Annotated in this window: 12 protein-coding genes; 6 read left to right on the top strand and 6 right to left on the bottom strand. The window is 61.8% G+C overall.

The window, feature by feature from the left end; translation table 11 throughout:
• Positions 1-117: 117 nt before the first annotated feature.
• Positions 118-510, top strand: coding sequence for a RidA family protein (locus B0W55_RS04745; RefSeq protein ID WP_077044862.1), 393 nt, complete (start codon positions 118-120; stop codon positions 508-510).
• A 100-nt stretch (positions 511-610) separates the two neighbouring features.
• Positions 611-1534, top strand: a complete 924-nt coding sequence (locus B0W55_RS04740; protein ID WP_077044861.1) for a carbon-nitrogen hydrolase family protein — start codon at positions 611-613, stop codon at positions 1532-1534.
• Between the two features lie 120 nt (positions 1535-1654).
• Here the strand turns inward: B0W55_RS04740 and B0W55_RS04735 are convergent, their stop codons facing one another.
• The 3 genes from B0W55_RS04735 to B0W55_RS04725 all read right to left on the bottom strand — a co-directional run bounded on the left by B0W55_RS04735 (position 1655) and on the right by B0W55_RS04725 (position 4777).
• A complete protein-coding gene (locus B0W55_RS04735; protein ID WP_077044860.1) occupies positions 1655-2128 on the bottom strand; it encodes an LEA type 2 family protein in 474 nt (157 codons plus the stop codon).
• Positions 2129-2185: 57 nt separating this feature from the next.
• Positions 2186-3652 carry a nucleobase:cation symporter-2 family protein gene (locus B0W55_RS04730; protein WP_077044859.1) on the bottom strand — a complete coding sequence of 489 codons (1467 nt, stop codon included), beginning with the start codon at positions 3650-3652 and terminating at the stop codon, positions 2186-2188.
• A gap of 234 nt (positions 3653-3886) precedes the next feature.
• Positions 3887-4777 carry a LysR family transcriptional regulator gene (locus tag B0W55_RS04725; RefSeq protein WP_077044858.1) on the bottom strand — a complete coding sequence of 297 codons (891 nt, stop codon included), beginning with the start codon at positions 4775-4777 and terminating at the stop codon, positions 3887-3889.
• Between the two features lie 101 nt (positions 4778-4878).
• On the opposite strand from B0W55_RS04725, the gene B0W55_RS04720 reads away from it, so the two are divergent.
• The gene (locus B0W55_RS04720; RefSeq protein ID WP_077044857.1) at positions 4879-5970 is read left to right on the top strand and encodes a polyamine ABC transporter substrate-binding protein; all 1092 of its coding nucleotides are present in this window, start codon (positions 4879-4881) and stop codon (positions 5968-5970) included.
• 13 nt (positions 5971-5983) lie between these two features.
• A complete protein-coding gene (gene speB / locus B0W55_RS04715) occupies positions 5984-6943 on the top strand; it encodes an agmatinase (protein ID WP_077044856.1) in 960 nt (319 codons plus the stop codon).
• A gap of 113 nt (positions 6944-7056) precedes the next feature.
• Here speB and B0W55_RS04710 read toward each other — a convergent pair whose 3' ends face one another.
• Positions 7057-8109 carry an aldo/keto reductase gene (locus tag B0W55_RS04710; RefSeq protein ID WP_077044855.1) on the bottom strand — a complete coding sequence of 351 codons (1053 nt, stop codon included), beginning with the start codon at positions 8107-8109 and terminating at the stop codon, positions 7057-7059.
• 128 nt (positions 8110-8237) lie between these two features.
• Between B0W55_RS04710 and zapE the strand changes: the two genes are divergently transcribed.
• Positions 8238-9356, top strand: coding sequence for a cell division protein ZapE (gene zapE / locus B0W55_RS04705; RefSeq protein WP_077044854.1), 1119 nt, complete (start codon positions 8238-8240; stop codon positions 9354-9356).
• A 126-nt stretch (positions 9357-9482) separates the two neighbouring features.
• The gene (locus B0W55_RS04700; RefSeq protein WP_077044853.1) at positions 9483-9974 is read left to right on the top strand and encodes a GNAT family N-acetyltransferase; all 492 of its coding nucleotides are present in this window, start codon (positions 9483-9485) and stop codon (positions 9972-9974) included.
• 78 nt (positions 9975-10052) lie between these two features.
• Here B0W55_RS04700 and B0W55_RS04695 read toward each other — a convergent pair whose 3' ends face one another.
• Complete coding sequence (locus tag B0W55_RS04695) at positions 10053-10268, bottom strand: hypothetical protein (RefSeq protein WP_077044852.1); 216 nt, start codon at positions 10266-10268, stop codon at positions 10053-10055.
• A gap of 175 nt (positions 10269-10443) precedes the next feature.
• Positions 10444-12189: a phosphoethanolamine transferase CptA gene (locus B0W55_RS04690; protein ID WP_077044851.1), complete on the bottom strand. Its 1746-nt coding sequence runs from the start codon at positions 12187-12189 to the stop codon at positions 10444-10446.
• Between the last annotated feature and the right edge of the window lie 142 nt (positions 12190-12331).

Below are 12331 nucleotides of genomic sequence, written 5' to 3'. Positions count from 1 at the left end.
ATGATTGCTCCTGATAATTGTTTGGATTGTACAAATAGTGTTGTAGGTAATTGCTGGATTATCCAAACAAATCTTCGGGCTATGGTGCATCCATACCTCAACAACTGGAGCACCCACATGAGCGTACGTGAAGCCGTTTTCCCCGCCGGCCGGCATGAACTTTACAAAGAACACAGCTATTCAGCGGCCATCCGGTCGGGCGATCTGCTGTTCGTTTCGGGCCAGGTCGGCAGTCGCACCGATGGCTCACCCGAGCCGGATTTTGAGGCGCAGGTCCGTCTGGCCTTCGCCAATCTGCAGGCGACCCTGCAGGCGGGCGGGTGCGGGCTGGACGATATCGTCGACGTCACGACCTTTCATACCGATCCTGAACATCAGTTCGGGACAGTCCTGACGGTTAAAAGCGACATCTTCGCGCAAGCGCCTTATCCCAACTGGACGGCAATCGGTGTCAACTGGCTCGCCGGGTTCGACTTCGAGATCAAGGTCATTGCCCGCATTCCCGGCTGATATTCCTGGTGTTCATATCATTCAGCAGCGATAGGGGCTTTATTCATGATCGGCTGAGGTTCGAGAATGGGCAACACCTGATGTCAACGGAGTTCACCCCATGGCTAAATCGACCGTCGCCGCCCTGCAAATCGGCGCCTTGCCCGGCGGCAAGGCGCAGACCCTGGAACAGATCCTGTCCTATGAAAACGCAATCATCGAATCCGGCGCCGCGCTGGTGGTGATGCCCGAAGCATTGTTGGGTGGTTATCCCAAAGGCGAAGGTTTTGGCACGCAGCTGGGGTATCGGCTGCCGGAAGGGCGCGAGGCGTTTGCCCGTTATTTCGCCAATGCCATCGATGTGCCCGGCGCCGAAACCGAAGCGCTGGCCGGGCTGTCGGCGCGCACCGGGGCCAACCTGGTGATCGGCGTGATCGAGCGGGCGGGCAGCACCTTGCATTGCACCGCGCTGTATTTCGATCCCCAGGCGGGCCTGGTGGGCAAGCACCGCAAACTGATGCCCACCGGCACCGAGCGGCTGATCTGGGGCAAGGGCGACGGTTCGACCCTGCCGGTGATCGACAGCCCGGTCGGGCGCATCGGCGCGGTGATCTGCTGGGAAAACATGATGCCGCTGCTGCGCACGGCGATGTACGCCAAAGGCGTGGAGGTGTGGTGTGCGCCGACGGTGGACGAGCGCGAGATGTGGCAGGTCAGCATGCGCCACATCGCCCATGAGGGCCGCTGCTTCGTTGTCAGCGCCTGCCAGGTTCAGGATTCGCCCCAGTCGTTGGGCGTCGAGGTGGCCAACTGGCCGGCGGATCGGCCGTTGATTGCCGGTGGCAGCGTGATCGTCGGGCCCATGGGCGACGTCTTGGCCGGGCCGTTGCGCGGCGAGGCCGGACTGCTCACCGCCGAAATCGACACCGACGACCTGATCCGCGCCCGTTACGACTACGACGTGGTTGGCCACTACGCGCGCCCGGACATCTTCGAACTCACGGTGGACGAACGCGCCAAACCCGGCGTGAAATTCACCGCCTGACGTGTAGGAGCGAGCTTGCTCGCGATGAACGTCCAGACACCACGGGCGTTCAGACAGCCCGCGTTATCGTTGAGGACCCTCGCGAGCAAGCTCGCTCCTACAGATTACGGGGGTTTCACCTCAGCGGCTGCCCGTCACCGGCCCCGGAAAACTCAACTTGCCACTGTCGACGAAACGCCGGGTACCGAACAAGCCTCCGGCCAGTTTGCCGCGCAGTACGTAAGGCATGTTGTTCAGGGTCTGCATCTGGCTCAAGCCCCAGGTCTGGCGCAACACGGAAAACGCCGACACGCTGACCGGCACGCTCAATACCGTTTCCGAGTAGCGCGCCACCGAACCGGACGCATCGCTGACCCCCGAGGCGAACGGCTGGCCGTTGATATCGAGGTCCAGGGCCACGCCGTTGTAATTGATGTTGGTGCCATTGGGGTTCTGCACGCGGATCTTCACGGCGAACCGCACTTCCATGTCCTGGCTTTGCAGGGGCTGGATGCCGACCACATTGATATTGAGCGGGTCATTGTTGGGATAGACGGCGCAGGCGCTCAGGGCGAGCAACAGGGTGGTAAGGATCATTGCATGGAGATTGCGCATCGAGGTGCTCTCACAAAAAAGGGCTGAGCCGCCAACGACTCAGCCCTCGAGCGTGGTCTAGCGGTTCGACTGTGCGACACCGTATGGTGTGGCGGGTTCACCCTTGGCCGGGACTTCCGGGTTTTCCATGACCTGCAGAATCGAGGCTTCCGGATCGAAATCGTCTTCCTCCAGCTCAATGAACTCTTCTGGCAGGAAGATATTAAGAACGATAGCGCACAGCGCGCCGACAGTGATTGGCGATTCGAAAATGTTGTGCAGCGCCTTGGGCAGTTCGCGCAAGACTTCCGGCACCGCCGCGACCCCCAGGCCCATGCCGATGGAAATTGCCACGATCAGCATGTTGCGCCGGTGCAGGCCCGCTTCGGCGAGAATCTTTATCCCGGCCACGGCCACCGTGCCGAACATCACCAGTTCCGCACCACCGAGTACCGGCTTGGGCATCAACTGCAGCACCGCGCCGATCATCGGGAACAGCCCCAGCACCACCAGCAGCCCGGCGATGAAAAACGCCACGTAGCGGCTGGCCACGCCGGTCAACTGGATCACGCCATTGTTCTGGGCGAAGGTCACCATCGGCATGCTGTTGAATACCGCGGCCATGGCCGAATTGAGGCCGTCGGCCAGCAACCCGGACTTGATCCGGCGGATGTACAGCGGACCCTTGACCGGTTGCCGGGAAATCATCGAGTTGGCGGTCAGGTCGCCGGCGGCTTCCAGCGGCGACACCAGGAAAATCACCGCCACCGGCACAAACGCCACCCAGTCGAAGGAGAAGCCGTATTTGAACGGTACCGGCACGCTCACCAGCGGTACGGCGGGCAGGCTGGCGAAATCGACATGCCCCAGCCACCAGGCAACTCCGTAACCCAGGGTCAAACCGATGACGATGGCCCCCAGGCGCAGGAACGGCACGTCCACCCGGTTCAACACCACGATGGTGCCCAGTACCAGTGCCGCCAGGCCCAAATGGCTGGCCGCGCCAAGGTCGGTGGCACCGAAACCGCCGGCGATGTCGGTCATGGCCACCTTGATCAGCGACAGGCCCATGAGTGTGATGATGGTGCCGGTCACCACCGGGGTGATCAGCATCCGCAGCTTGCCGATGAACTGGCTCAAGACCACTTCGATGAACGCGGCGAAAAAGCACACGCCGAAAATGGTCGACAGGATCTCATCGGTGCCGCCGCCCCGGGCCTTGACCATGAACCCGGCGCTGAGGATCACACTGATGAACGAGAAACTGGTGCCTTGCAGGCACAGCAACCCGGAACCGATCGGCCCGAAGCGCCGCGCCTGCACGAAGGTACCCAGGCCTGAAACGAACAGCGCCATGCTGATCAGGTAGGGGATTTCACTTTGCAGGCCCAGGGCGCTGCCCATGATCAGGGTGGGGGTAATGATGCCGACGAAACTGGCGAGCACATGCTGCAGGGCGGCGAACACGGTGGCCGTCAGGTGGGGGCGGTCGTCGAGACCATAGATCAGGTCGTTGTGGCGCAGGTTTTTTTCAGGGGAAGTCATGGATACGTGCCGGGAGGCGGGGCCGGGTCAGAAAATGGAGGCGCAGGATGCCAGCAGCTGAAGGCGAGGGCAACAGAAGGGCTGGCGGCGACACCGCTGTTGTGGCGAGGGAGCTTGCTCCCGCTCGGCTGCGCAGCAGCCGCCAATTCATTGCACGCGGAGCATCAGGTAAACCGTGTCGTCTGGTTTTGGGGGCGCTGCGCACCCCGGCGGGAGCAAGCTCCCTGCCACGGGTCAGGAGAATGCCGCCAACAAATCCTCTTCGAATGCCTTCTGCGCATCCCCCGGCACCTGCGCCCGATGCCGGGCCAGGTGAAACGCCACGTCGAAGCTCATCCCTGCGCGGCGCACCACTCGCAGCAGGCCCTTGTCCTCCCAACTGCGGGCGAAGTGGTCGGGCAGGTAACCGACGTGCTTGCCGGACAGAATAAAGGCCAGCGTCCCCTCGACCTGCTCGGAACGCGCCGAACACAAATCCCCCTGGAAGGGCTCGTCGTTGCGCAGAAACCGATAAGGGTGATCGACCCGATCGCAGGCTTGCAGGGCCTGGTCATCCGCAGCGTCGTCGAACAGCGGATGGCCCGCCGCGCAGTACAGGTGCTGGGTTTCGCTGAACAATGGGCGATAGTCAAAGGCACTTTGTGCCAGGGAAAAATAGCCGATGGCCAGGTCCAGCCGCTGTTGCAGCAGCAAGCGCTCCATTTCCCCGGGCATGGCGCTCATCAGTTCGATGCGCACCGACTGGTCCCGCTCACGAAAGCGCCGGATCGCCTCGGCCACCCGTTGCAGCACCGATTGGTCCAACGCTTCGGACAACCCCAGGCGCACCTCGCCGATCAAACGCCCGGCCACGCCGTTGGATTGATGGCGGAACGCTTCGATGGACTCGAACAACCCACGGGTGGCACTGAGCAACTGCTCGCCCTTGGGCGTGACCTTGAACCCACCCTTGCCACGGCTGCACAACCGATAACCGAGGCGGGTTTCCAGCCTGGCCATTTGCTGGCTGATGCTCGACTGGCTCAGGCCCAGTTCGCCCTGGGCCGCGCTGAAGCCGCCGCACTCCACCACGCTGACGAACAGGCGCAGCAGCTGCAGGTCCAGATCGTGGAATTGACCGAGCATGAAACATTACTCCTGGCTAATGTCAGGTTAATTAACTTGATATTTCACCAATGTATCCGACGGCGCATCCTGCAACCACTTCCTCTGGTCAGGTGTTCGTCATGGCTCCCGCATTCAAGTTGTGTGTCCCCGCGCTGTTTCTTGCCATGGCCGCCGCGGCCCAGGCCGAGGAGCAAACGCTCAATCTCTACAGTTGGGCCGATTACGTCGCGCCGCAAACCTTGCAACGCTTCGAGCAGGAAACCGGCATCCATGTGCGCTACGACACCTTCGACGCGCCGGAGGTGCTGGAGACCAAACTGCTCACCGGTGGCAGCGGCTATGACGTGGTGGTGCCTTCATCCAGCGTGCTGGCCCGTGGCCTGGCGGCCGGCGCCCTGAAAGCCATTCCCCACGAAGGCCTCAAGGGCTACGTCAACCTCGACCCGGACCTGCTGGAGAAACTGGCGGCGGTGGACCCCGGCAATCAATACGGCGTGCCCTACACCTGGGGCACCCTGGGCCTGGGGATGAACGTTGAAGCGGTGAACAAACGCCTGCCGGACGTGCCACTCAACAGCCTGGACCTGCTGTTCAAACCCGAATACGCCAGCAAGCTCAAGGACTGCGGCATCGCGATCATCGATTCGCCCCAGGAAGTGATCGGCCTGGCCTTGCACTATCTGGGCAAGGATCCCTACAGCACCAACAAGGCTGATCTCGATGCCGCCCAGACGCTGTTGCATCAGCTTCAGCCTTCGGTGCTGTACGTCGCCAGTGGCCGGCAGATCAATGACCTGGCCAACGGCAGCGTGTGCCTGGCGCTGGCCTACAACGGCGACGCCAGCATGGCCGCCGATCAGGCGCGCAAGGCCAACAAACCCTATGAAATCGCCTACCGGATTCCCAAGGAAGGCACCCTGGTGTGGCAGGACAACTTGGCGATCCCCAAGGATGCGCCGCACCCGGAAGCTGCGCGTAAATTCATCGAGTTCATGTTGCGCCCCGAATCGGTCGCCGCGCTGACCAACACCCTGTTTTTCGCCACCGCCAACCAGGCCGCGACGCCTTTGGTGGATGAAGCGGTGCGCACTGATCCGGACATTTATCCGCCCGCTGACGTACGCGACCTGCTGTATGCCGACCGCAGCATGAGCCTCAAGGACATGCGCCAGCGCACCCGGGTGTGGACCGCTTTCCGTAGCCGCCAATAATAAGGAACACGAGATGGACGTCCCGATGCAAAACGACCAGGCCATGACCCGCGACAGCCTGTATGGCACCGCCGCCGAAAGCACCTACGCCGGCATCACCAGCTTCATGCGCCGTCGCTACAGCCGCGACTTGCGTGGTGTCGATGTGGCCGTCAGCGGTGTGCCGTTCGACACCGCCACCAGCAACCGCCCCGGCGCGCGCTTCGGACCGCGGGGCATTCGCGCCGCGTCCGCCGGGATCGCCTGGGAACGCCACTGGCCCTGGACCTTCGACCCGTTCGATCATCTGGCGGTGGTGGACTTCGGTGATTGCGACTTCGACTACGGCTCACCCCAGTCGACCCCGGAAGCCATCGAAGCCCACGCCGACCATATCCTGGGCGCCGGTAGCGCGATGCTGACCTTCGGTGGCGATCACTTCATCACCTATCCGCTGCTCAAGGCCCACGCGCGCAAGCATGGCCCGTTGTCGCTGATCCACTTCGACGCCCACAGCGACACCTGGCCGGACGAGGAGGGCAAGCGCATCGACCACGGCACCATGTTCTGGCATGCGGCCAAAGAGGGTCTGGTGGATCCGTCGCGTTCGGTGCAGATCGGCTTGCGCACCACCAATGATGATCATCAGGGGTTCGAGGTGCTGGATGCGCGGCAAGTGCATCGACGGGGGGTGGATGCGATTGTCGAGGCGATTCGGGCGCGGGTGGGCGACAACCCGGTGTACCTGACCTTCGACATCGATTGCCTGGATCCGGCTTATGCGCCGGGCACCGGTACCCCGGTGTGCGGCGGGCTGAGTACGGTGCAGGCGCTGGAGATCCTCGGCGGGCTGCGCGGGATCAACCTGGTGGGCATGGACGTGGTGGAAGTGGCGCCGGCCTATGACAGCGCGGAGATTACGTCACTGGCCGCAGCGACGCTGGCGATGGAGATGCTGTGCCTGTATGCGGCCAGGCACAAGGTCGACTGCTAGTACGCAAAACCAACGTGGGAGCGGGCTTGCTCGCGAAGGCGGTGTGTCAGTCAACATGGCATTGCCTGGCACACCGATTTCGCGCGCAAGCCCGCTCCCACATTTGATTGGCGTCAGGCCACCGGGATCTTTGGCAGATCCAGCGTCACACCACCGCTGAACCGCGCGACAGACCCGCTGATCGATTCATGGGGCACTCCTTTGGCCATCTCGCTGACGCCATCCAGGCGCGTCAGTTGGTCTTCAGTCAATTGCACATTCAACGCGCCCAGGGTGGCGTCGAGCTGTTCACGGGTGCGCGAGCCGAGAATCGGAATCAGCGCGGTGGTCGAGCGTTTGGCCTGTTCGCGCAACCAGGCAATGGCCACGTGGGTCGGGCTGGCCCCTGACTCTTCGGCGACCGCCAGCAGGGTGTCGATCAGAGCGGATTCACGGGCGCTTTTCTCGGAATGGATCAATACCCCGAGTTTGTTGGCGCGGTTGTCGCCCTCGCTGGTGCGGTACTTGCCGGTGAGGAAGCCACCCCCCAGCGGCGACCAGAGGGTCGCAGCCAGGCCCAGGGCCTCGGCCATCGGCAATTGCTCGCGTTCGGCGGTGCGCTCGGCCAGGCTGTACTCGACCTGGATCGCGGCAATCGGCGCAAAGCTGCGCACTTCGGCCAACAGATCAGCGCGAGCGATTCGCCACGCCGGGAAGTTCGACAGCCCGCCGTAATGGATCTTGCCGGCACGCACCAGATCATCGAAACCACGCAGGATCTCTTCCATCGGCGTTACGCCATCGCTCATGTGTGCATAGAACAGATCGATGTGATCGGTGTTCAGGCGTTTCAGGCTCTCTTCGACAGCCCGCACCATGTTCTTTCGGTTGTTGCCGGTGTGGGAAACGCCGGCGGCCGGGGTGGTGCCCAAGGTGTACTTGGTGGCGATGACCAGGCGATCGCGTTCGGCGGCGATGAACTCGCTGAGCATGGCTTCCGATTGGCCACCCTGGTAGCCGTTGGCGGTGTCGATGAAGTTGCCGCCAGCCTCCAGGTAGCCATCGAAAATGCGCCTGGCCTCGTCACGTTCGGCGCCATGGCCCCAACCGGTGCCGAAGTTACCGGCGCCCAATGCCAGTTCGGAAACCCGCAGGCCGGTTTTACGACCGAAGACTTTGTAGTGCATGGGATGACTCCTGATGGGAAGCGCTGGGTTTAATAGATTTTTGATGACATGTATTAAATATGATGTCAGTCATTTATGCAGTCAAGTGACTTCGTGAGGATTCGGTGGAGCGGGCTATACTGCCGCCCATGAATGTCGACTCTCCCCTCAGCGCCTGGCAGAACGCCATCGAACAAAAGGGTTTCGTCCAGGACGAAGCCCAGGAACACGCCGTGTGGGCGTTGCAAAAATGCCATGAGGCACTGCATGAGGGCCGCAAACCCATCACGGGCGTGTACCTCTGGGGGCCCGTGGGGCGCGGCAAGACCTGGTTGATGGACCAGTTCTACCAACATCTGCGGGTTCCGGCCCGGCGCCAGCACTTCCACCATTTCATGGGCTGGGTGCACCAGCGTTCCTTTCAACTGACCGGCACGGCCGACCCCCTCAAGGCACTGGCCCGTGAGCTCAGTGACGAAGTGCGGGTGCTGTGCTTCGACGAGTTGTTCGTCAATGACATCGGCGACGCGATCATTCTCGGGCGGCTGTTCCAGGTCATGTTCGAACAGGGCGTGGTGGTGGTCTGCACCTCCAACCTGCCGCCCGATCAGCTGTACGCCGGCGGCTTCAACCGCGACCGTTTTGTGCCTGCCATCACCGCCATCAAGCAGCACATGCAGGTGATCGCGGTGGATGGCGGCGAGGATCATCGGTTGCATCCGGGTCAGGGTTTGCAGCGCTATTGGGTGACGGCGCCTGGGCAGCCGAGCGCACTGGATGACGTGTTCAAGCTGCTGACGGCGGGGCACAGGGTTTCTCGCGAACCGGTGAAGGTCGGTTACCGTTCGCTGGAGGTGGTCCAGGCGAGTCAATCGGTGCTCTGGTGCCGTTACTCTGACCTGTGCGAGCAACCCTTTGCCGCGATGGATTTCATGGCGTTGTGCGATACCTACAGTGCGATTGTGTTGAGTGAGGTCCCCAACCTGAGCGCGCGCAAGCGCGAAGGGCGGATCGCCAGGGGCACGGAGGATGGCGCCCAGCGGGTAGAAGCGGGGGACCGTGAATTGCCGCAACTGTCGGTGCATGACGACGGCGTTCGACGCTTCATTGCCCTGGTGGACGAATGCTACGACCGCAAAGTGCCGCTGTACCTCGAGGCGCAGGTGCCAATGGATTCGCTGTACACCGAGGGCTACCTTGAGTTCCCGTTTCGCCGCACCCTCAGCCGCCTGCAGGAGATGCAACTGGAGCGTTTCGCTCAGGCCTGAATCCCGCTTTCAATCAAGCATTGCGCCTGCACGGTTGGCTTTCGCTTTCCCGCCGCTCGATATATTGTCCCAGAGCCTTCCAGGGCGATTTCGCTCCGGGGCTTTTGAACCTGATCGAGGATGGAAATGGATTGCGCGCAAATACTTGTACTGCAAGCCAGCTACACCAACGCGCTGCACGCCGAGGCGATTGGCCTGGTGCTCAACAGTTACGCCCAGGACCCGATGGGTGGCGGTCACGCCTTGCCCGTCGATGTCTTGCAACAGTTGCCTGGCGAGCTGGCCAAACGGCCCCATGCCTTCAGCGTGCTGGCGTTCGTCGAGGGCGAACCGGCCGGGCTGGTCAATTGCTTTGAAGGTTTCTCCACCTTTGCCTGCAGGCCGCTGGTCAACGTGCACGATGTGGCGGTGGTGCCGAAGTTTCGCGGCTTGGGGTTGAGCCAGCGGATGCTGCACAAGGTCGAGGAGATTGCCCGTCAGCGAGGCTGCTGCAAGATCACCCTGGAGGTACTGGAAGGCAACGCGGTAGCGCAGGCGTCCTACAGTAAGTTTGGCTTCGCCCCGGGCGCGTTCGACCCGGCGCACGGGCGGATGATGTTCTGGATCAAACCGCTCTGATACGCGCAAAAAAGGGCGTCCTGCAGGACGCCCAATGGTGTTCTCCGACTCAAGAGCAAACAGTCAGAGGCGAAACCATCATTTCTGTCTGTAGGACTCGGTCACTTGTGCGGTTTGATCGTCGGGGACCCGCAGTTCACGGGACGGGGTCTGGGCAATGTTGCCCAGGGCCAGTTGCTGGTTGTAGCGCAGGGTTTCGTAGTAGTACTTCATACGTTCGGAGCCGCGCTCGGCAAAGGCGTTGGCGGAACCGAAGAGCATGAGAAGGGCGAGGATCAGGGTGCTGCATTTCATGGTGTGCCTCCCACTTGAAGGGGCGGGTGCCATTCGTCCATGAGCCAGAAGATCAATGTCGAAGGGCTATTATCCGCCGATTCCGTTAAATGGGAATGACTATCTGATGGCCATGAACGCTGTGGGAGCGAGCCGCTTCGCTCCCACGTTTATGCGCAGTGTTACTGGGTCACGCCTACTTGGTCACGACTCCGGCGGTGTCCGGCTTGGCCTTGGGCTTGATCAGACTGAAGTCGATCAGCGGCCGCTGCTCACGCTCGTAAGGGTTGCCGATCAGCAGTGGGCGAGGCTTGAAGCTGTCGCTGATCAGGCTCTTGCTGCGATCGAGTTCATCGAAGCTCAGGCCCGCCAGGTCCGCCCAGGTATGGATCAGATGCGAGCTGCTGTAGGGACGAGACAGGTCACCGGCAAAGCTCCAGTCGTGATTTTCGCGCCATTTCGGTGAGGCCCAGGCCATGAACGGGATGGTGTACATCGGCGCGGTGGGTTTGTTTTCGTTGCGGCCCAGGGTGGAATGGCCAGCGGAGTCGAAAACGTCTTCGCCGTGGTCGGACAGGTACAGCAGGAAGCCGTTCGGATCGGTTTTGGCGTAGTCCTTGATCAGGCTCGAGACCACGAAGTCGTTGTACAGCACCGCGTTGTCGTAGCTGTTGTAGGTCGGCAACTGATCGTCACGCACTCCGGCCGGTACGCCGACGCGATCCTGGAATTTGTCGAAGGTCGACGGGTAGCGGTACTGGTAGCTCATGTGGGTGCCAAGCAGATGCACCACGATCAGCTTGCGCGGCGCCGCGTCGGCCAGGGCCTTGTTGAACGGCTCGATCACATCGCCATCGTACTGGGCGGCGTTCTGGTTGCGGTTGTTGTTCAGGTACACCTGCTCGTCGGCCTGCTGGGAGAAGGTCGTGAGCATGGTGTTGCGCTTGGTCATGGTCTGCTGGTTGGTGATCCAGAACGTCTTGTAACCGGCCTGTTTCATCATGCTGACCAGCGACGGGGTCGACAGGTACAGATCCGGGTTGTCTTCGTCGGCGAAGGTCAGCACCTGTTGCAACGCCTCGATGGTGTAGGGGCGTGGCGTGATGACGTTGTCGAAGACCGCCAGTTGATCCTTGAGCTTGTCCAGTTCCGGGGTGGTCTGGCGCGGGTAGCCGTAGAGGCTCATGCGCTGACGGTTGGTCGATTCACCGATCACCAGCACCAGGGTCGCCGGCTGATTGGCCGCGGCGTCCTTGAGGTTATGCAGCGGCGGGATCTTGCTGGCGCTGTCGAGCATGTCCTGCATGCCGCCCAGGGTATCCAGGTAGCGGTGATAGGCCACGGCCATCTGCCACGGCACCGCAGGCTCGATGCGGGTTTCGAACTTCTCGAAGCCTTCGGCGAAGCTGCCGGTGCGCAGGGTCTGCTTGATCAGCGGGTAACCGACCACGGCCACCACGATGGCGGTCGCCGCCACCAGGGCCTGGACACGGGGCAGGTACACCGGTCGAAGGCGAGTCCAGAGGAACCAGGCGAAAACCGTGTGGGCGAGGAACGCCACGACCATCCACCAGGCGAAGTACTGGGTCATGTATTCGCCGGCTTCGGACACGTTCGACTCGAACATGATGAAGATGACGCTCTGGGAGAATTCCTGCTGATAGATGAAGAAATAACCCAGGCTGGCCATGGAGCAGGCCCATAGCACCACGCCGATCAGCGCGGACAGCAAGCGAGTCTGGCGCGGGAACAGCAGCATTGGCGCAAGCCAGAGGGCACTCATCACGAAGGCCTGGCGGAAACCGGAAAAACCGGAAGTGCCCGTCAGTTGAATCAGCAGTTGGGTGATGCCGGAGAAATACCAGAAGAACAGGAACAGCCAGAGAAACCCCGCCCAATCGAAACCTTTCGCAGTCGCATCACTGCGTTTAAACCAAGCCATTTAATGCTCCAGCCAATGTTCACTTCAGACGTCAGACCACTAAAGCGCAGACGAACGGGTGGCGCGCGCGTACGAGCGGCCACAATCGGCGGGAGTATCTATAACCGGATGTGAAAACTTCGTGAGTTCGCCGGAATCGGCC

Source organism: Pseudomonas sp. KK4, assembly GCF_001984065.1.
In the GTDB taxonomy this organism is placed as follows: domain Bacteria; phylum Pseudomonadota; class Gammaproteobacteria; order Pseudomonadales; family Pseudomonadaceae; genus Aquipseudomonas.
The sequence above is the reverse complement of the archived record's forward strand: the minus strand, read 5'-3'. Positions and strand labels throughout refer to the sequence as shown.

Excerpts from the sequence above, each read along its gene's own strand:
- B0W55_RS04745 (WP_077044862.1), top strand. The coding sequence starts at position 118 with ATGAGCGTACGTGAAGCCGTTTTCCCCGCCGGCCGGCATGAACTTTAC.
- B0W55_RS04740 (WP_077044861.1), top strand. The coding sequence starts at position 611 with ATGGCTAAATCGACCGTCGCCGCCCTGCAAATCGGCGCCTTGCCCGGC.
- B0W55_RS04735 (WP_077044860.1), bottom strand. The coding sequence starts at position 2,128 with ATGCGCAATCTCCATGCAATGATCCTTACCACCCTGTTGCTCGCCCTG.
- B0W55_RS04730 (WP_077044859.1), bottom strand. The coding sequence starts at position 3,652 with ATGACTTCCCCTGAAAAAAACCTGCGCCACAACGACCTGATCTATGGT.
- B0W55_RS04725 (WP_077044858.1), bottom strand. The coding sequence starts at position 4,777 with ATGCTCGGTCAATTCCACGATCTGGACCTGCAGCTGCTGCGCCTGTTC.
- B0W55_RS04720 (WP_077044857.1), top strand. The coding sequence starts at position 4,879 with ATGGCTCCCGCATTCAAGTTGTGTGTCCCCGCGCTGTTTCTTGCCATG.
- speB (WP_077044856.1), top strand. The coding sequence starts at position 5,984 with ATGGACGTCCCGATGCAAAACGACCAGGCCATGACCCGCGACAGCCTG.
- B0W55_RS04710 (WP_077044855.1), bottom strand. The coding sequence starts at position 8,109 with ATGCACTACAAAGTCTTCGGTCGTAAAACCGGCCTGCGGGTTTCCGAA.
- zapE (WP_077044854.1), top strand. The coding sequence starts at position 8,238 with ATGAATGTCGACTCTCCCCTCAGCGCCTGGCAGAACGCCATCGAACAA.
- B0W55_RS04700 (WP_077044853.1), top strand. The coding sequence starts at position 9,483 with ATGGATTGCGCGCAAATACTTGTACTGCAAGCCAGCTACACCAACGCG.
- B0W55_RS04695 (WP_077044852.1), bottom strand. The coding sequence starts at position 10,268 with ATGAAATGCAGCACCCTGATCCTCGCCCTTCTCATGCTCTTCGGTTCC.
- B0W55_RS04690 (WP_077044851.1), bottom strand. The coding sequence starts at position 12,189 with ATGGCTTGGTTTAAACGCAGTGATGCGACTGCGAAAGGTTTCGATTGG.